Here is a 19506-nt window from a genome sequence, read left to right on the forward strand (position 1 = left end):
CGAGGATTCAGATTTACGACCGCTGCGGTCGAGCGCGACCCCGGTCCGAACGCAGGCTTCGCCAGCTGCTACAGGGTCCCGTGGACGCTGATAGACTGGCATTCTTTTTGTTCAGAATGTGCCGCCGATGCTTGCTCTCTCCTTCATTGCCAAGACCCAGCCATGAGTCTGGGTCCTTTCGACTGGCTGCCCAGTGCGCCCCTTGAACACCTTCACCTGGACTGGCTCACTCAGGCCAATATCGAAGTCGCTGTTCTGCGCCTGGACCTCATCGACCCACTGATCTGCGGCAACAAGTGGTTCAAGCTGATCGAACATCTGGCAGCGGCCGATCAAGTCGGGGCCAAGGGCATCATCAGCCTGGGCGGTGCTCACTCCAATCATTTGCACGCGCTGGCAGCGGCGGGCAAGCGCTTCGGTTTTCCTACCGTCGGCCTGCTACGCGGTCACCCACAAGAAACCCCGACCGTACTGGATTTGCAGGCTTTTGGCATGCAACTGCATTGGCTGGGTTATGGCGGCTATCGGGCGCGGCATGAGCCAGACTTCTGGCTGCCATGGCAGGCGCAATACCCGTATTTGCAACCAGTGCCCGAAGGCGGTGGCGGTTTACGTGGCGCGCAAGGGTGCGCTGGATTGCTGGTTATGGTGCGTGAGCAACTGAGTGCACTGGGTTGGAGCGACTATGACGGATGGTGGCTGGCGGCCGGGACCGGGACCACGCTGGCTGGGCTGGTGCTGGCCGAGGCGGGTGCGCATCCGGTCTATGGCGCGCTGGCGGTGCCTGATGATCACGGGGTCGCTCAACAGATCGAGACGATTGTCCAGGAGGCGCGATTGCGCGATTGCGCGTATGAGCTGTTCGAGGGTTGTCGCGGCGGTTTCGCCAAGGTCGATCCGGCGTTGCTGGCGTTCATGGAAATGACTGAGAAGGACAGCGGCATCCCGCTTGAACCGCTGTACACCGGCAAAGCGCTGTTGGCGCTCAAACAACAGATCGAAGCAGGGCGCTTCGCTCAAGGCACACGCTTGATCTTTGTACACACTGGCGGCTTGCAGGGCCGCCGGGGATTCACGGCGATGGATAAGAATTAACCGCGTTTGGATATCATCCGCAGCAGCGTGTTATCGCGCACCACGTAATGGTGATACAAACCGGCCACGGCGTGCAGGCCGATCAGCCAGTAACCGAGAGAACCGGCCAGTTCGTGCCAACCTTGAAGCTGCTTGGCAAACTGTTTGTTTTCGTCAATCAGCAACGGTAAGTCCACCCCATAAAACATGACCTGTTGGCCCTTGGCACTGGTAATCAACCAGCCGAGAATGGGTGTAACGATCATGAAGACATACAACGCCACATGCATGAGTTTGGACACAAGCATCTGCCAGTTGGGTGGCGTCGGCAGGATTTTCGGAGCGACACCGAGGCTTCGTGCGAACAGGCGCAGCCAGACCAGCAGGAACACTGTCAGGCCGAGCATGTAGTGCGCTTCTGTAATTAAGGTCCGACCACCACTGCCCTTGGGGAATATGCCGCGAAATTCGATACAGGCGTAGACCACTGCCAACAACACCAGCATCAACCAATGCAACGCAATCGACACGGTACTGTAACGAGAGTCAGTGTTTTTCCAGGGCATGCGGTTTTCCTCACTTGGCAGGTCTGAAGTCTCCGTTCTTATTCGACGGAGTCCTATTACTGTAATCCTGTTTCAGTGAGATTGCCTGAGCCTGATCAGGCTTTTGTGCGGGGTATGAACGCACTGGAGTGGTTATTTGACACTAAAAAGCGGCAACCCTGATCAAGGGGGGCCGCTTTTTTGTGTCGCGTGCGGGGGATCAGTTGGTTTGTGGCATTTCACCGTTGGCCAGACGCTTGTTGATATCGGCGATCACCTCCGGCAGATCGGTGATGGTGTCGATCATGTAATGCGGGCGGGAACCTTCGAACATCGCGTGAATGCGTTTGCGTTCGCTGGCCAGTTCCTCACTGCCCAAGGCGCGGTAACCCTCGTAGGTCAGACCCAGTGCATTGCCTGAGCAGATCAGCGCCACGGTCCACATGCCGGCGCTGCGGCCTTCAAGAATTCCGGGGACGGTGTCGTCGATCTTGACGCAGGCGGCGACGTCGCTGATGCCCAGCGCGATCACGTTGGCCAACGCCTGAGCCGGCCATGGGCGACCGTTCGGGACTTCATCGGTGGCGACCACATGGTCGGCGATGTAGCCATTGGTGGCTGCCAGCTCGACAACTTTGTCCATGACCTGCTTCGGATAACCGGAGCAGGAACCGATCTTGATGCCTTGCTGGCGCAGGTTGGCGATGGTGTCCAGCGCACCGGGAATCAGCGCCGAGTGTTCGGCGATCTTCTCGATCTGCAACGGCATGAAGCGCTTGTAGATGGCAGTGACATCGTCGTCAGTCGGGGTGCGGCCGAAGGCCTTGCGATAACGTTCGGCGACCTGCGGCTGGTCGCACAGGGTACGGATGTGGTCCCACTTGCCCATTCCCATCGGGCCACGGGCCTCTTCGATGGAGACCTGAACGTCGAATTCGGCGAAGGCTTCGACGAAGATTTGGGTGGGTGCGAAGGAGCCGAAGTCGACGACGGTGCCGGCCCAGTCGAGGATGGCGGCTTGAAGCTTGGTTGGGTTGTTGTAGTTCATGTCTCTAATCCTGTGTATGGGCATGATGAATTACATACCCGTAGCAGCTGGCGAGCCACCGCGGTGTTTCAGGTGGACCGAGCCGCATGGTTTTGCGGCCGCTTCGCAGCCGAACGCAGCCTCGCAGGCTCGGCAGCTGCTACGGGAGGTCGTGATCAGATTTCCTGCACTTCCATTTCTCGCAACACTGCCGCTACTGCCGCCACTGCCGCGTGCATCTCGGCCTCATTAACGTGGCCGATGCAGCCGACACGGAAGGTTTCGACCTGGGTCAGCTTGCCCGGATACAGAATGAAACCCTTGGCCTTGACCCGTTCGTAGAATTCCTTGAACTGGTAGCGCGGATCTTTCGGGGCGTGAAAGGTAATGATGATCGGTGCCTGAATCGCCGCCGGCAGGAAGCTGCGCAAGCCCAGCTTGGCCATTTCATCGAGCAAGACGTTGCAGTTGTTGGCGTAACGCCGATGCCGCGCCGGCAGACCGCCTTCTTCGTTGTATTGCAGTAGGGCTTCGTGCAGCGCCGCGACCACGTGGGTCGGCGGGGTGAAGCGCCATTGGCCGGTCTTGGCCATATAGCTGTGTTGATCAAACAGGTCCATCGCCAGCGAGTGGGAATTGCCTGCCGATGCTGCCAGTGCTTCTTTGCGCGCAAAGACAAAACCCATCCCCGGCACGCCTTCCAGGCATTTGCCGGACGCGGCGATCAGCGCATCGAACGGGACTTGCTGTGCATCGATCGGCAGCGCGCCGAAGGAACTCATGGCGTCGATGATCAGCCGTTTGCCGTGCTGGGCAATCACATGAGCGATTTCCGGCAGCGGGTTGAGGATACCGGTGCTGGTTTCGCAGTGGATCAGCGCGACGTGGGTGATGCCGGCGTCGGCCCGCAGCAGACGGTCGACGTCGGCTGCGGTGGTCGGTTCGTCTTCGGCGGTTTCGAACGTGCTAAACGAGCGGCCGAGCACTTCGCAGATTTTCGCCAGGCGTTTGCCATAGGCACCGTTGATCAGCACCAATACCTTGCCGTCGCGTGGGACCAGGGTGCCGATGGCTGCTTCCACGGAGAAGGTGCCGCTGCCTTGCAAGGGAACACAGTGGTGGCTGTCGGCACCGTTGATGATCGCCAGCAGTTGCTCGCAAAGGCTGGCGGTCAGTTGATTGAAGCTGTCATCCCATGAACCCCAGTCGACCATCATGGCCTGACGAGTGCGGGCTGAAGTGGTCAATGGGCCAGGGGTGAGCAGGATTGGCTCGGCAGTACTCATGCTGGTGTCCTCGCAAAAACGCTTAGGGATGAAGGTACGGGACATAAATTGCAGTTTGGCTTGTCATCAATCAAATTGTTTGTTGTTATGCCAGCCATCAGTGAGGCCGATAGATATGAACCTGTTCCAGCTTAGAGCGTTTGATGCCGTGGCCCGTGAAGGCAGCTTCACCCGGGCTGCCGCGCGTTTATTCATCAGCCAGCCGGCGGTCACCGGGCATATCAAGGCGTTGGAGGAGCATTACCAGATCACCTTGTTGCGGCGCACCGCACGACGGGTGGAACTGACGGAGGAGGGGATCAAACTGGCGGCAATCACCCGGGCCATGTTCGGTTTGGCCGAAGAGGCCCAGGCGATGCTTGAGGCCAATCGGCAGTTGCTCACCGGGCGTCTGGAAGTGGCGGCGGACGGTCCGCACATGGTCATGCCGATGCTCGCTAGCCTGAGGGCGACGTACCCGGGGATCACCGTGAATTTACGCCTGGGTAATGCCCAGGAAACACTCGCGGCGTTGCTGTCCGAACATGCGGATGTGGCGGTGCTGACGGAAGTGGAGCCGCGCAAAGGGCTGCATTTACAACGATTGAGCGAGTCGAGAATCTGCGCGCTGGTGCCTGCCAATCATCCGTGGCTGGCTACTCCGACGGGGATAGGCATCGAACAATTGGACCAGGTGATCATGGTGTTGCGTGAGCCGAGTTCGATTACCCGACGCACCTTTGACGAAGCGTGTGGCCTGGCCAAGGTCAGCCCGCGGGTGCTGCTGGAGCTGGACAGTCGCGAAGCAGTGACCGAAGCCGTGGCCGCTGAATTGGGCGTGGGCATCGTGTCGTCGGTTGAGGTCAGCCATGATCCGCGAGTTGCTGCGGTGCCGATCATTGGCGAGGGGCTGCTCAATCGACACATGATTGGCTGCATGGAGCGGCGCCGGGATTTGCGCTTGATTCAAGCGTTTTTGGGGTTGTCACCGGGGCGCGAGCCCGCCAGATAGACCGAGGTGTTGTCATCGCGAGCAGGCTCGCTCCCACATTTGATCTTCAGTGCACACAGTATTTTTGTTCGACGACGATCCACTGTGGGAGCGAGCCTGCTCGCGATGAGGCCACTGCGGCCTACACCAGACTTTCGCGAACCATCTCCAGAAAGGTCGCCACTACCCGCCGTGAGCTCTGCTCACGCAGGCACACCAGCGTCTCGGTCAATCGTCGTTTGCAATCGGTAATCGGCAGCGCACAGACCCGCGAGTCCGAGCCGAATTCCGCCGCTGATACCACGCCCACACCAATCCCTACCACCACGGCTTCGCGCGCCGCTTCACGGCCCTCCACCTGAATGGCCGGGCGGATGCGAAAGCCTGCCTGATCCATTTCCTCTTCCAGTGTCTGCCGCGTCACCGATCCGATTTCACGCAACACCAGCGGCGTGTCATCCAGATCTGCCAGGCAGATCGACTCGCGACTGGCCCACGGATGGTTGCGCGACACGAACGCCACCATCGGGTCATTGCGCAGGGGCAGCGACAGCAGACGCTCATCACTGACGTCGCGGCCGAGCAGGGCCAGGTCAGCCTGGTAGTTGAACAGCCGAAACAGCGATTCATCGGTGTTGCCGGTCTCGATCTTCACGCTGATGCCGGGATAGCGCTCGCAGAAACGAGCGATCTGCGGCAGTACGTGCACCGGTGCATCCACCGCGAGGATCAGGCTACCGGTCTGCAGGGCTTGAGAGTCTTGCAGCAGCTCCTGCGCTTCGGCTTCGATGACGAACAGGCGCTGGGTGATGCTCAGCAAGCGTTCGCCCAGGTCGGTCAAGCGCACCGAACGTTTATTGCGATGGAACAGCAACACACCGAAACGCTCCTCCAGCTTGCGCACTTGGTCGGAAATCGCCGGCTGCGTCAGAAACAAACGTTCGGCGGCGCGCGTAAAGCTGCCGTGCACGGCAACCGCGTGGAAAGCTTTGAGCTGGGCGTGAGAGACAGACATCAGATCACCAGTAACAAGCTGAACTTATATTTGAAATACGATAAATCGATTTCACTTATTAATCAGTAATTGTTTTTATCGCCCTCAACCCCGGTGGCTGGTTGTTCAACAGTCCCCGGTGGCCATGAGCCTGTGCGTGCGGGGAAACTCCCGACAACAGGGAAGCAACAGGACTCATCTGACCGGTATCGCTCCTCCTGAAGGGCGATATCGCGGTGCTCAACAATAAAAAAACAGGCGTTTTTTACTAATTCTGCCGGCACACTCACCCTGAGGTCAGACTCACAATGAATAAACACATCGGCACCATCAAACGTTGGCGCGTGCAGATTTTCGCCATCACCTGGTTGGCCTACGCGGCCTTCTATTTCACTCGAAAAGCCTTTTCCGTGGCCAAACTGGGGATCGGCGAAGACCCCACCTTTCATCTCGACAAGATGATGATGGCCAACCTCGACGGCGTCTATCTGACGGCCTACGCGGTCGGTCAATTCACCTGGGGTATTCTCGCCGACCGTTTTGGTCCGCGAGTCGTGGTGTTGGGTGGCTTGTTGATTTCCGCCGTGGCGGCCCTGGTGATGGGCAGTTTCGCGACGCTGCCCATCTTCTTCACCTGCATGTTGATCCAGGGGTTGGCGCAGTCCACCGGCTGGTCGGGATTGTGCAAAAACATCGGCAGTTTCTTTCCCTCCGAGCAGCGCGGGCGGATCTTGGGCTTGTGGAGTTCCTGCTACGCCTTTGGCGGGCTGGTGGCCTCGCCGTTTGCCGGCTGGTGGGCGTACACGCTGATCGGTACCTGGCATGCGGCGTTTATATCCAGCGCGGCGGTGGTCGGTCTGGTAGCGGTGCTGTTCTTTATCTTTCAACGCAACAAACCTGAAGACGTTGGCTTGCCTGCCGTGGAGCCAGAACCTGTATTGACCGCTGAGGAAACCGAGGCCCAGAGCAAGATCAGCGTCTGGGAACCGCTGCGCGAAATCCTGCGCAACCGCACGGTGCTGACCCTCGGTTTTGCCTACTTCCTGTTGAAGCCGGCGCGCTACGCGATTTTGCTTTGGGGGCCGGTCATTGTCTTCGAGCAAATGCCCTCGGTGGGCAAAGTCGGCGCGGCGATTGTGCCGACGGCGTTTGAGCTGGCCGGCTTGCTCGGGCCGATCATGATTGGCCTGGCCTCGGACAAGCTCTTTGGAGCACGACGCATGCCAGCCTGCGTGTTGAGCCTGCTGGCGCTGACCGTGTCGCTGGCACTGTTCATGGGTGCGCTGCATACCGGCAGTGTGATGCTGGTGGTGGCCTTGTTGTTTTTCATGGGCCTGACCCTTTACGGACCGGACTCGATGATCAGCGGCGCGGCGGCGATTGATTTCGGCACGGCCAAGGCCGGTGCGACGGCGGCCGGTTTCGTTAACGGCTGCGGCTCTGTCGGGGCAATTCTCGGCGGGCTGTTGCCGGGTTACTTCGACACGGTCACGGTATTTATCGTCTTCGCCGGTTGCGCGATGTTCTCTTCGCTGGTCTTGATCCCCCACTGGAACAGCCGTCCGGCAGGTCTCAAACCCTCTCGCGCCTTCGTGCCCAACGGGGCCATGCCCATCAAACCTCTGCGCACCTGAAACCCCAATGCCAGACAAGCCCCACTTGCCGTTGCGTCATGACGGCAGGTCGGGATGTGGCCAACCGAACTGGAGATGTACCCCATGAGACCTTTCTGGCTGGAGCAGGCCTTGAAGTCTGACGCATCAGAACCCTGCGAACCGTTGCAAAGCGATACCAGCACCGACGTCTGCATCGTCGGCGGCGGTTACACCGGGTTGTGGACCGCGATCCTGCTCAAGGAGCCGAACCCTGAGCTGGATGTGGTGTTGATCGAGGCCGATATCTGCGGCGCAGGTGCCAGCGGGCGCAACGGTGGCTGTGCACTGTCCTGGTCGGCCAAGTACTTCACCCTGGAGCGGCTGTTTGGTGTCGAGGAGGCGGTGCGGCTGGTCAAGGAATCGGAGCAAAGCATTTATGCCATCGGCGCCTTCTGCGAGAAATACGCGGTGGACGCCGATTACCGCCTCGATGGCACCTTGTACACCGCCACGAATCTGGCGCAATGCGGGTCCACCGATGGGGTGATTGCCGCCCTTGAGCGCAATGGCATCAATTCCTTCGAAAAGCGCCCAGTGCTCGATGTGCAATGGATGGCCGGTTCCAGCAAACATCTGGAAGGCTGGTTTTCCCCAGCGGCGGCCAGTGTGCAGCCGGGTAAGCTGGTGCGCGGTTTGCGGCGGGTAGCCTTGCAGCTGGGTGTGCGGATCTATGAAAACACTGCAATGACCGGTCTGGAGGAAGGCAAGCCCGCAGTGATTCAGACCCCGTCCGGGAACATCCAGGCAGATCGTGTAGTGCTGGCGATGAACGCCTGGATGGCCCGGGCGTTCCCACAGTTTGAGCGCAGCGTGGCGATCGTTTCCAGCGACATGATCATCACCGAGCCGCGCCCGGATCTACTCAAGGAAATTGGCCTGACCAGCGGTGTGACGGTACTCGATTCGCGGATTTTCGTGCATTACTACCACAACACCCCGGACGGCCGAATCATGCTCGGCAAGGGCGGCAACACTTTCGCTTACGGCGGGCGGATGCTGCCGGTGTTCGATCAGCCTTCACCTTACGAAGGTTTGCTGCGTCATAGTCTGGCGGAGTTTTTTCCGGCATTTGCCGATGTTGGGGTGGAAGCGACCTGGAACGGTCCTTCGGATCGTTCGGTTACCGGGTTGCCGTTCTTCGGTCAGATGAGCGCCAGTGGCAACGTGTTCTATGGGTTCGGTTATTCCGGCAGCGGTGTCGGGCCTTGCCATATGGGCGGGCAGATCCTCGCGTCGATGGTGCAAGGCCTGGACAATGTCTGGACCCGATCACCCTTGGTCAACGGGCCGATGGGCTATTTTCCGCCGGAGCCGATCCGCTATCTGGGCTCATTGATGGTCCGCAACGCGATCCGGCGCAAGGAGCACGCCGAAGACCATGGGCGCCGGCCTCGGCATCTGGATGTGCGCCTGGCCAGGTTTGCTGCTGCGGCGGGCAAGGCTGACAAAGGCTGATTGATGTCTCAATGCCAAGTGTCTGGTCGGCTCATCAGCCAATCTTAGGAACGCGCCTGCATCACATTGTGGAGAAGTCGATCAGTCACTCGACTTTTTGGTCGATTGGTAACTTTAGGCCGTATAAACTTGCGCAAAGCGTCGGCCAATAGATGTCTCGGCGCCACAGATCAAGAGAGTGAGTAATGGGCGCACAGTGGAAGGTTAAACACAAAGAAGCGGCATCCAATGCCAAGGGCAAGATCTTCGGCAAATTGGTCAAAGAAATCACCATTGCTGCGCGCAACGGCGCAGACACGACCACTAACGCGCACTTGCGTCTGGTGGTAGAACAGGCGAAAAAAGCCTCGATGCCACGCGAAACCCTGGAGCGCGCGATCAAGAAAGGCTCGGGTCAGCTTGGCGAAACCGTTCAGTACCATCGCGTCACGTATGAAGGGTTCGCACCTCATCAGGTTCCGCTCATCGTTGAGTGCGTCACCGACAACATCAACCGCACCGTCGCGGAAATTCGTGTGGCGTTCCGCAAAGGCCAATTGGGTGCTTCGGGTTCGGTTGCTTGGGATTTCAACCATGTCGGCATGATCGAAGCGTCTCCTGACAGCCCGGATTCTGATCCAGAGCTGGCGGCTATCGAGGCTGGCGCTCAGGACTTCGAGGAGGGTGAAGAAGAGGGCACAACGTTGTTCCTTACCGAGCCTGCCGATCTGGACGCGGTACAAAAAGCACTGCCTGAGCAGGGTTTTACCGTGTTGTCGGCCAAATTGGGCTACCAGCCTAAAAACCCGGTCACCGGCTTGAGTGACGCGCAAATGGAAGAAGTCGAAGCCTTCCTCGAAGGGCTCGACAACCACGATGACGTGCAGGACATGTTTGTCGGTTTGGCGGGTTAAGGCGTTCTATCTGTAAGAGCTGCGTTGGCTGCGAAAAGATCGCAGCCTGCGGCAGCTCCTACACCGACCGGGTACATCCGCAAAATCGCAGCCGTGCACAAATCTTGTAGGAGCTGCGTTGGCTGCGATCTTTTCAAGACGCCGCCGATGCCTGCAAAGAATCGACCACAACCTGCAAATTTTCACCAATTTCTACGAACCCCGGACGCGCCAGTACATCCGCTTGGTAGCAGCGGCTCTGCAAGTCATCCAGCAGCTCCCGACCCTTGGCGCTCAACCCTGACTCGATTCGCTCCAGCAATTCGCCCAACAAAATGCCGAACGCCCTCACTTCTATGCGTTGCAGTGCACGCGTCTCGAAACTGTCTAACGTGGAGTGAAACGAAGCCGCGCCGAAGTCACCCAACAGGCAGTCGCCTTGAGCGTTCCACAGAATATTGTGGCCGTAGAGATCGCCGTGGGTGATGCCCTGTTGGTGCAAGTGCGCGGCGGCCGAAGCGATACCGCTGGCGATCCGCAATGCGCTCGCTGCGCTGAATTTCGTACTGTCTTCGTAGACATCCCGAGTGCAGGAAGCGAGGCTCGGCAACGCGGCCAGATTGCCATAGCTGGGGTCGATCAATTGCATCACCAGCCCGGCTTGCGCCTGCGGGTGGTCGACGATCCTGCCTTCGACCTTGATCAGGTTGGCATGTTGACCCGCGGTGATGCAGGCGTTCATTTCATGCTGCGGTGAACCATCACTGGTCATGCTGCCCTTGTAGAGCTTCACCGCAACTTTTTGCGCAGCCTGCGATGGCTGTTCCCAAAGCGCCTGATGAATCACCCCGGAAGCGCCTTCGCCCAGTTTTTGCTGCAGATGCAGCTGTGACCAGGGAATCTGCGGGGTGGCGTCCAGAGCGCAAGCGTCGGCCTCTGATTCCAGCGGGTTGCCCGCGTAAGCCAGCCAGGCCAGGCGTGGCAGCGACAACAGCCACTGCGGCAGCTCGGTCAGTCGGTTGGCGGCGATCCGGATCAACTCAAGCTGATGGCACTTGCTCAGGCTCGCCGGCAGTTGTTGCAAGCAGTTTCCCGCGAGCATCAGCTTTTGCAAATGAGGTCGTTCGCCAAGCTCGACGGGCAGCTCGCTGATGCAATTGTCGGTCAGAATCAGCCAGCGCAACAGCGGCGGCAGCGCGGCACCGGGGACGCGTTCGATGCGGTTGGCCTTGAAGGCGATCATGCTCAGGCGAGCGCATTGGCCGAGACACGTCGGGAGTTCGGTGAATGCATTATCCGAGCAGAACAGGATCCGTAACTGCGTCAGCCGGTGCAGGTCGTCCGGCAGTTGGCTCAAGGCATTGCCACTCAGGTTCAGCACCTCGAGGGAGTCCGCCAGTTCAAAGATCTCCTGAGGGAACTCGCTCAGCCCGCAGGACAGATCCAGACGTTTGATGCCCGCCAGTTGGCCGGCTCGAAGTTGCGCAAGGGTATCCATGAACAGATTCAATACTCGAAAAGAGAAGGGCGCACGGCCGTTGGAAATGGGCGCCATGATAACGACAAAGGGCCGTGGGTTGGATGGTTTATGACGGTGGCCCGACCTCAATCAACTGCCCCAGTCGACTGCGGGTTCGCGCCAGGTCGATGGCATCGCCGCCAAGGTGCTCGCGCAGAGGACGTTCGCCCAGCAATAGCAGGCGTTTGTCCTGGTCATACAGCACGTCGATCAGATTGATAAAGCGCTGCTGGGCGGCAGTCGAACAGTCCGCGAGGTTGGGCAGTCCGTCGATGATCCAGGTGTCGAAGCGTCGGCACAGCTCCAGGTAGTCCATGACAGCGGTGGGTTGTTCGCAGAGGTCGCTGAAGTCGAAGCTGATGCTCCGTCCCTCGCACCGTCGTGCCTGGAATTGGCGGGCGCCTACAGGCAGGGCAAACGTTGGGGCGTTGCGATCAGGCAATTGCAGTGCCTCACGCTGGGCCGGGCTGGTGGGCCAGACGTAATGCCCATGGGTGAAGAGCTGCTGCGAATGAGTTCTCGCCTGGCTGCGGTAGTCATGGGGGCCGCCGACCTCCATGACATGCATGCGCGCATTGATCAGATCGATCACCGGCTTGAAGCGGGCGTGGTAAAGGGGATTGGGCAGCAAGCCGGCCGGCGGGTAGTTGGAGGTGACCAGCAGCAGGATCCCACGCTGGAACAGCGCTTTGAAGAGCCGGGTGATCAGCATTGCGTCGCCGATGTCGTGCACGTGGAACTCATCGAAGCACAGCACGCGGCAGTGCAAGAGTAGTTCATCCAGCGTGGTCGCTAGCGCGTCGGGCTGCTGACGATGGCGGAACATACCCTGGTGCAATTGGGCGAAGAAGTCGTGAAAGTGCAAGCGCTGCTTTTCAGCAATCGGCAGTGCCTGGAAAAATCCATCCAATAGCCAGCTCTTGCCACGGCCGACAGCGCCATAGAGATAAAGGCTGCGTGCCGCGTGAACGTTGACGCTGGTTTGCAGCAGCCCATTGGCTTGCTGCGCCATGCAGTCGATCACCCGCTGTTGGCTGTGACTGAGGGTATAGCCCTGGTCATGGGCCTTTTGGCGAAAGTACTCGTGGATCATCCGCCCGCCCGCAGTGGTCTGCGCCGGTCTGGCGAAGGTCTTGCCGAGAATTTTCCTCAGCATTGGCCAGCGTGATGTGAGTCGCGAGCGGTTTGGCGGTAAGACGCTCAATTGAAATCACCCCCATGGTCCCGAAGCCCGCTCACTTTAGAGCCAGCGCGTAATTTAACCAAAGGTGTGGGTCACCGGCCAGCGATCTTGAACGGGCAGCCTCTGTCATCAAATGCTAAGTCACTGACGTTCAATGAGAAGCAGTCGACTTGCGCGTGACGATACTGGTTTGCTCACCGACGTCGAACAGTTAAGCGAAACCCTACCTACACTTTAAGCCTGATGCCTCTCTGCCCTGACGGGGGGTGTCAATTGCATCTCAATAAAACAATCATAGAGAGCGCAGAATGAAGTTCAGTTTTGTAGACAACAGCAAGCCGAGCCGCCGGCGCGTTCTACGCGATGCCTTCACCCTGGCTTTGGCGGCCTCTCCGTTGGCAAGCCTCGCCAAGGCAGCCGACGAAACCAAGACGGCCGACGAAACCGCCGAAGAAGTGACCTTTGCTGCTGGCCCACGGCCGCTGGTGCAATACCCGCAAAAACGACCGTTGACCCTGGTGACCACCCGCCCGCCGCACCTTGAGACGCCATTCCCCGTCTTCAACGAAGGGCCCATCACGCCGAATGACGCCTTTTTTGTGCGTTACCATCTGGCCAATATCCCTACCAGCATCGATCCGGACAGTTACCGTCTGACGATCAAGGGCTCGGTCAACACGCCGCTGTCACTTTCCCTTGCAGAACTCAAGGCTCTGGCCGAACCGGTAGAAGTGGTGGCCGTCAATCAGTGTTCGGGTAACAGCCGTGGCTTCTCGATGCCGCGCGTATTCGGCGCTCAGCTGGGCAATGGTTCAATGGGTAATGCCCACTGGGTGGGGGTACCGCTCAAGGCGGTATTGGAAAAGGCGGGGGTGAAAGCCGACGCCAGGCAAGTGACATTCCGTGGGCTCGATAAGCCAGTGCTGCCGAGCACGCCGGAGTACATCAAAGCCCTGGACATCGGCCATGCCATGGACGGCGAGCCGATGATCGCCTGGTCGATGAACGGTACCGATCTGCCATTCCTCAACGGTTACCCGATACGTCTGGTGGTGCCAGGCTATTTCGGTACGTACTGGGTCAAGCACCTGAGTGAGATCGAAGTCGTCGACCACACCTACGACGGTTTCTTCATGGCTAAAGGTTACCGCGTTCCGGACAACGATTGTTTCTGCATCGCCCCCGGCACCACTGCGGCGCAAACTCAGCCGATTTCCAAGTTGCCGGTACGCAGCTTCATCACCAGCGTTAAACACGGCGATGTGTTGCCGCTGAAAAAAAGCGTGGTGCTCAAGGGCATTGCGTTCGACGGCGGCGTTGGGGTCAACAAGGTGGAAATTTCGATCGACGGCGGAAAAAACTGGCGCGAAGCCAAGCTTGGGCAGGATCTTGGCCGTTTCTCCTTCCGTGAATGGACGCTGCCGATCACCTTTACCAGCAAGGGCGCCACACAGTTGATGGTGCGAGCCAGTAACAGCGCGGGCGAGACGCAACCGCTGCGAGCCGACTGGAACCCCGGTGGCTACCGCCGCCACGTCGTAGAAACCAGCCACGTGACCGTCGCCTGAGGGGGCCCGCATGAAACGTATGAAACGCATGACCACCTTGCTGTGCGCGGCTCAGGTTTGTTTGGCTGCCATGGCTAGCGCAGCGCCACTATCGATCACGTTGCCGCCCGAAACGGCTGTGTTCAAACCCAGTGCGCTGCCTGGCTACCCGTTGGCCCAGCAGAAATGTTCCACCTGCCATTCTGCCGATTACATCAACTTCCAGCCTCCTGGCATGACCCTGGCGCAGTGGACTGGAGAAGCGAGCAAGATGCAGCACGTGTATGGTGCTCCGATCAGCGATCAGGATGTGAACATTATCGGCGCCTACCTTGCGGTGACCTACGGTAGTGCCCATGCGAGCGATGCCGATGTGCAGGCTGCCTCAAACCCGTCGGCGGGCCAGCCCTCGGCGGCGCCTGTAGCAAAAGTCGACGTCATGGCTTTGCTCCAGAGCAACTCCTGTCTGTCCTGCCATGCGATCGATCATAAGGTCGTAGGCCCGGCCTATCACGATGTGGCTGCCAAGTATGCCAATGACCCGCAGGCACTGGCCAAGGTAACGTCCAGCATTCAGCACGGCGGTACCGGCAAATGGGGGAATACCCCAATGCCACCTTTCGCGCAGTTAAGCCCGGACGATCTGCAAACCCTGACGACTTTCATACTGCACCAGTAAGCCCGGTTCCCGACTCGGTCAGGTACCTGATGGTGTAATGCAGCGGATGTCGACTTTGCTCATTGATGAATTCCAGGAGGTGGGCTCCAACACCATCTCTTGGGTTAGGGCGACCTTCGCCGAAATCGACCGTCGTAATTTTACCGGCCGAAGCGTTGAAGCGAACCCTTGAGCAGATCACTCAGCCAAGGGCCTGCAACTGCACTTGATCGTGGATAAGTACGCCACGCACAAGCACTCGGTGGTCAGGGAATGGCTCAAGCGACATCCGCGATTTCACATGCACTTCACCCCGACATCAAGCTCCTGGATGAACAGGGTTGAACGCTTCTTCCGAGATATCACCGTTTTGCGGACATTGGCCAAGGACTCCCTTGTTAAGAGAAATTCTGAAGGAATTTCAGGATAGGCGGACGCTGGCAATAAAGTGATACCACTTTGATATCGTTTGGATTCGCACGTAAAGAACCGTTTAAACCTCAAATAAAAATAATTGCTAATCTATCGAGTTCGCCGCATGAAGATTCTGAATGAGTCCAAATTCTCGACCAAGCTTCTGACCGCGTTCGTCATCTGCGCCCTGATCACCCTTGCCGTGGGTGGGTTGGGAATGGTGGGGATCAGCCGTTTGGCCACTGCGCTGTCGTTGACCTTTTCCAACAGTTTGGTCTCAGTGGGCAACAGCAACGAGACCCTGACCAGTCTGACCGCTCATAACCGCCTGCTGTACCGGTTGCTCGATGCTCAGACCAGCGGCATGTCTGAAGTGGACAAGACACGTGTTCAGCAGGCCCTGACGACGGAGCAGGCACGGGCGGAAAAAGCCTTCGCGACCTACCGCGGCACGCCTCTGGAGGAGGATGAGCGGGTGGCGGGGGACCAGTACGAAGCCCTGTGGCCCGCTTATGTGGCCGCGACCCAGAAGATCATGGAACTGATGAGCGCTGGCGATATTGCCCAGGCACGCACTCGCTTGAACGCGCTGTCCCTTGACGAATTCAAAAAGGCCCGCGAGTGCCTGCAAGCCGTGATCGATTCGAACAATCGGCAGATCAAAGAGGGTGCCGAGGGCGCGCATGAACTTCAATCCAGCTCCACTCTGATGCTGTTGGTCGGGATCGTGATCGCCTTTCTGGTGGCCGCTGTTCTGGGCATTCTGGTTACCCGCATGACCACTCGCCCATTGGCGGTGGCGGTCGCGACTGCCCAGCGTATTGCCGGGGGCGATCTGACCCAGAGCATTTCCACTACCCGTGGCGATGAAGCGGGGCAACTGCTCAATGCCTTGGCGGACATGCAGGGCGGTTTGAAGCACACCATTCAGCAGATCGCCAGCGCCTCGGATCAGTTGGCCTCGGCCGCCGAAGAGCTGAGCGCGGTGACCGATGAAAGTACCCGTGGCCTGACGCGGCAGAATGACGAAATCCGGCAGGCGGCCACCGCAGTCAATGAAATGACTGCGGCGGTCGAGGAAGTGGCGCGCAATGCTGTGTCAACTTCCGAAGCCTCTAAGGCCGCTACCGAAGACGCCGCTCATGGCCGCAGTCAGGTCGACCATACGCTCATGGGCATCAGCACCATGGTGGAAGAGATCACCGAGTCGACCGAGACAGTGACCGAACTGGCCGGGCACATTCGGGAAGTCAGCAAGGTACTGGACGTGATCCGCAGCATCGCCGAACAGACCAACCTGCTGGCGCTCAACGCTGCCATCGAAGCCGCCCGTGCTGGCGAACAGGGACGCGGGTTTGCGGTGGTAGCCGATGAAGTGCGCGCGCTCGCCCACCGCACCCAAGCCTCGACTGTAGAAATCGAAGGTATGATCAGTACCGTGCAATCGGGCGCCAATGGGGCCGTCACTGCCATGGGTAAGAGCCTGTCGCTGGCCACCAACACCCAAGACCTGGCCCAACGCGCCGGGGCGGCGCTGGAGAAGATTACCGACAGGGTTGTCACCATCAACGAGCGCAATCTGGTGATCGCTTCGGCGTCCGAAGAACAGGCCCAAGTCGCCCGTGAGGTGGACCGTAACTTGCTGAACATCCAGGACCTCTCGACCCAGACCGCTGCCGGTGCCAACCAGACCAGCGCTTCCAGCCAGGAACTGTCGCGGCTGGCCGCCTCTTTCAATGCCCTGGTAGCGCAGTTCAAGCTTTAAGGTCCTGAAGACGGCTTCAGGTCGACCACCGGCCCATGTCCATTGATTATCTCGGTGTCAGCGATTAGCGATCGCCGCTTGAATGGCCTTCGCTCTGCGAAGGTGACGCTGGCGCGTGGTATGCGACCCGGGCAGGACGCCCGCCAGGAACAGCTCCATATCGAATGCCTTACTCATGCTCGGCCCCCGATGTAAGCCGACACCACGTCGATACGACCGTGCCCCGGCTCATAGCTGATTTGTATTCGGGCCTCCTGATCGAGGTGTCGGTCGAGCTGGTAGCAACTGCCACCGTTGATGGACGCAGGATGCTGGGTGATGTGCTCATAGCGTTCGCACGCATAGGTCACCCGCAATTCGTGGAAGCCCTTGAGGTTGTGCGTATGGAGAATCTCCCGTGCGGGGCGACCGATTACCTGTTGGAAATCGAGGTAGCGTTCATTCGCTGCAAGCAGGTTGCGGCTACCGTCAGGCGAGACTTGAAGGGCGAATGCCAGTGCGTCGCGGATGTGCTCATCGACCGTTACCCAGCGGAATCCACCGGAACGCCAAAACGAAAAAACCCGCCAGGAGGCGGGTTTTTCGGGGGGGGGTCAGAGATTTTGGAAGCCTTCTCTGGCACGACCTGGACTCAAATAAAAAAATAAGTACCTGTTTTACATTGAAATTATGCTGATTTCTAAAATTTATATCCCTACTATTATCCTAATAAAGCCCGTATTTTGTGCAAATTCTTTCTATACCCATCAGCACGGAAGCAGCAAGCTGCCAAAGGTGGCGTACGCAGGCCATTCTGTGCTGGATCAGAAAAGCACATCCGAGTGACTGCTTTTGGTTGTGGCGGCCTGTCAAAACTTCAAGCCAGTCGGCCAAGCGCTATGTAGTCTGGTTGAAGGTACTCAGTGTGCCAAGGGTGGGGACGGTTGGCTATTTTTGCAGCGTCTCCCTAATGCTGTCCCTTCATTACAAGCGGTGACATGGTTGATATCCAGATTTGAATTTTGAATGGCGGAACAAAAACGTTTCAGTAATGAATCAGGGATACCCGCATAAAACTCAATACCTTTACTGAACAAAAGTGTAAGAAAATCCTTTGCAACAATCATAAAAACGTCCTATGAGTTTAATCAGCCAAACTTGCACGTTCGAGCGGCTAATATCATCGTGTTCCAGGTATAAGAGATAGAATCTCTTGAATGTCAAGACATCTATCCTCAACCTCCAGTGTTCTGCCATATTTTAATATTTGATTGGCCACCGATAACATTGCAGGATAAGCCGCTCGGAGCATATGATTTGCGTAAATGACGACATTAAATCCATTCTCGACGAGAGTATCAAATTTTATGTCATTGAAACTTGTTGGTACGCAGACTAGTGGAACAGATGGATGGTGTGATCTAAATCGTTTTGCGAATTCTATAATTTCACCGGGGTCTTTCTTTCTGCTATGAATCATTACACCGTCTGCGCCAGACTCTACATAAAGCAATGCACGTTTGAGCGCATCATCGAGCCCTGCGTCCAATATGAGACTTTCGATACGAGCGATAAGCATAAAGTCTGATGACAACTGAGCGTTTTTTCCCAGTCTGATCTTTTCGGCAAACTCTATCGGATCCGCCTGGGTCTGCTTTACATCATTTCCGAATAGTGAGTTTTTCTTTAATCCGGTTTTATCTTCAATGATTACTGCGGATACCCCCATGCGTTCGGTCGTTGCGATGTGATAGGGCAAATGCTCGGCTTTTTCACCGGTATCACCATCAAGTATTAAGGGCTTGGTCGTCACCTCAAAAATATCAGAAACTCCACTCAGTCTACTTTTAAGATCCAGTAATTCAGTATCAGGTTTTCCCCGCACTGTAGAGTCAGTCAAGGAGCTTGACCAGAAGGCATCAAATTCAACAGTAACGTTGCCGTTGGTGTAGCTGGCTTTTTCAACTAGCATCGCCGAAAGAGGGCTATGCGCTTCAATAACTCTTATTCCTTTTTTTTCGAGAGTAGCTTTCTTAAAGATTGACCGCGCAATTCTGAGGTAACAGATTTCATAGGCAATTCCATTTTTTGCACCTTTTTTTTACGGAAAGATAGCGACTATCAATGAATTCTATAATTGCAGTTAGATTTTTGGATCCGATTTAAAGTTCGATATAACGATGCATCATCAAACTGAAACATTACAATATGTTTGCTTATGATTATTGGTTATAGAATTTTCTATAAATTGGCATAAGCACAATTTTTCTATAAAAATCAATCATAAGGAGTGCGTCACTAATTTGTTGCATTCCCTGGAAGGGGCAGAGATGAAAAATAAGTTACATTCGATAATGAAGTTGTTTTAATTTTCTTTACCTCAATGATGAGTTACAGCTCGTCGCTGACGTTCAGCGCAAAGCTATAAAGAGTTAGGGAAGGTCTGAAGTACCCGCCGATTTTTCATGCCCTCGCTACTTGAGGTTCAAAAAATCATGCGTCGGTCGAAAAACAGACCTTTCCTGCCCTTAATTCATGGTTCTTTCCTTTAATCGCGCTGTTT

At 57.3% G+C, this 19506-nt stretch carries 15 protein-coding genes and 4 pseudogenes; 10 read left to right on the top strand and 9 right to left on the bottom strand.

All coding sequences use genetic code 11. The features are described from left to right. The first annotated feature begins 162 nt into the window (after positions 1-162). Positions 163-1095 (top strand): 1-aminocyclopropane-1-carboxylate deaminase/D-cysteine desulfhydrase, encoded by a 933-nt coding sequence (locus ACZYSM_RS14775; RefSeq protein WP_489072221.1) that lies wholly within the window; start codon positions 163-165, stop codon positions 1093-1095. On the opposite strand, the gene ACZYSM_RS14780 is transcribed toward ACZYSM_RS14775, so the two are convergent. From ACZYSM_RS14780 to ACZYSM_RS14790, 3 genes are all read right to left on the bottom strand, one after another. Then, entirely contained in the window at positions 1092-1640 is a 549-nt protein-coding gene (locus ACZYSM_RS14780) for a cytochrome b (RefSeq protein ID WP_489072222.1), read from the bottom strand. The genes ACZYSM_RS14775 and ACZYSM_RS14780 overlap by 4 nt on opposite strands. A 199-nt stretch (positions 1641-1839) precedes the next feature. Beyond that, on the bottom strand, positions 1840-2667 hold the full coding sequence (gene phnX, locus ACZYSM_RS14785) for a phosphonoacetaldehyde hydrolase (protein ID WP_489072223.1): 828 nt from the start codon (positions 2665-2667) through the stop codon (positions 1840-1842). A 155-nt stretch (positions 2668-2822) separates the two neighbouring features. Next, complete coding sequence (locus ACZYSM_RS14790; RefSeq protein WP_489072224.1) at positions 2823-3932, bottom strand: 2-aminoethylphosphonate--pyruvate transaminase; 1110 nt, start codon at positions 3930-3932, stop codon at positions 2823-2825. Positions 3933-4047: 115 nt separating this feature from the next. Here ACZYSM_RS14790 and ACZYSM_RS14795 point away from each other — a divergent pair, with 115 nt between their 5' ends. After that, complete coding sequence (locus ACZYSM_RS14795; RefSeq protein ID WP_489072225.1) at positions 4048-4923, top strand: LysR substrate-binding domain-containing protein; 876 nt, start codon at positions 4048-4050, stop codon at positions 4921-4923. 121 nt (positions 4924-5044) lie between these two features. On the opposite strand, the gene ACZYSM_RS14800 is transcribed toward ACZYSM_RS14795, so the two are convergent. Beyond that, the gene (locus ACZYSM_RS14800; protein ID WP_489072226.1) at positions 5045-5917 is read right to left on the bottom strand and encodes a LysR family transcriptional regulator; all 873 of its coding nucleotides are present in this window, start codon (positions 5915-5917) and stop codon (positions 5045-5047) included. Between the two features lie 287 nt (positions 5918-6204). Here ACZYSM_RS14800 and ACZYSM_RS14805 point away from each other — a divergent pair, with 287 nt between their 5' ends. The 3 genes from ACZYSM_RS14805 to ACZYSM_RS14815 all read left to right on the top strand — a co-directional run bounded on the left by ACZYSM_RS14805 (position 6205) and on the right by ACZYSM_RS14815 (position 9899). Next, positions 6205-7530: an MFS transporter gene (locus ACZYSM_RS14805; RefSeq protein ID WP_489072227.1), complete on the top strand. Its 1326-nt coding sequence runs from the start codon at positions 6205-6207 to the stop codon at positions 7528-7530. An 84-nt stretch (positions 7531-7614) separates the two neighbouring features. Beyond that, complete coding sequence (locus ACZYSM_RS14810; protein ID WP_489072228.1) at positions 7615-9006, top strand: FAD-dependent oxidoreductase; 1392 nt, start codon at positions 7615-7617, stop codon at positions 9004-9006. A 185-nt stretch (positions 9007-9191) separates the two neighbouring features. Beyond that, entirely contained in the window at positions 9192-9899 is a 708-nt protein-coding gene (locus ACZYSM_RS14815) for a YebC/PmpR family DNA-binding transcriptional regulator (protein ID WP_489072229.1), read from the top strand. 133 nt (positions 9900-10032) lie between these two features. Here ACZYSM_RS14815 and ACZYSM_RS14820 read toward each other — a convergent pair whose 3' ends face one another. Then, positions 10033-11376 (bottom strand): leucine-rich repeat-containing protein kinase family protein, encoded by a 1344-nt coding sequence (locus tag ACZYSM_RS14820; protein ID WP_489072230.1) that lies wholly within the window; start codon positions 11374-11376, stop codon positions 10033-10035. Positions 11377-11464: 88 nt separating this feature from the next. Beyond that, positions 11465-12601, bottom strand: a complete 1137-nt coding sequence (zapE, locus tag ACZYSM_RS14825; protein WP_489072231.1) for a cell division protein ZapE — start codon at positions 12599-12601, stop codon at positions 11465-11467. 287 nt (positions 12602-12888) lie between these two features. Here zapE and sorA point away from each other — a divergent pair, with 287 nt between their 5' ends. From sorA to ACZYSM_RS14850, 5 genes and pseudogenes are all read left to right on the top strand, one after another. Next, on the top strand, positions 12889-14148 hold the full coding sequence (gene sorA, locus ACZYSM_RS14830; RefSeq protein WP_489072233.1) for a SorA family sulfite dehydrogenase catalytic subunit: 1260 nt from the start codon (positions 12889-12891) through the stop codon (positions 14146-14148). Positions 14149-14158: 10 nt separating this feature from the next. Continuing rightward, on the top strand, positions 14159-14806 hold the full coding sequence (sorB, locus tag ACZYSM_RS14835; RefSeq protein WP_489072235.1) for a SorB family sulfite dehydrogenase c-type cytochrome subunit: 648 nt from the start codon (positions 14159-14161) through the stop codon (positions 14804-14806). A gap of 187 nt (positions 14807-14993) precedes the next feature. Beyond that, positions 14994-15155 (top strand): annotated as a pseudogene (locus tag ACZYSM_RS14840) (transposase); the annotation flags it as partial. A 168-nt stretch (positions 15156-15323) separates the two neighbouring features. Continuing rightward, positions 15324-16265: pseudogene (locus ACZYSM_RS14845) on the top strand (methyl-accepting chemotaxis protein); the annotation flags it as partial. Positions 16266-16364: 99 nt separating this feature from the next. Continuing rightward, a pseudogene (locus ACZYSM_RS14850) lies at positions 16365-16964 on the top strand (methyl-accepting chemotaxis protein); the annotation flags it as partial. A 173-nt stretch (positions 16965-17137) separates the two neighbouring features. Here ACZYSM_RS14850 and ACZYSM_RS14855 read toward each other — a convergent pair. The 3 genes and pseudogenes from ACZYSM_RS14855 to aepX all read right to left on the bottom strand — a co-directional run. Beyond that, positions 17138-17497: pseudogene (locus ACZYSM_RS14855) on the bottom strand (integrase domain-containing protein); the annotation flags it as partial. 366 nt (positions 17498-17863) lie between these two features. Further along, positions 17864-18070: a hypothetical protein gene (locus ACZYSM_RS14860; RefSeq protein WP_489072237.1), complete on the bottom strand. Its 207-nt coding sequence runs from the start codon at positions 18068-18070 to the stop codon at positions 17864-17866. A 53-nt stretch (positions 18071-18123) separates the two neighbouring features. Further along, positions 18124-18915, bottom strand: a complete 792-nt coding sequence (gene aepX, locus ACZYSM_RS14865; protein ID WP_489072239.1) for a phosphoenolpyruvate mutase — start codon at positions 18913-18915, stop codon at positions 18124-18126. Between the last annotated feature and the right edge of the window lie 591 nt (positions 18916-19506).

The sequence above is a fragment of the Pseudomonas sp. F220 genome (assembly GCF_057813935.1).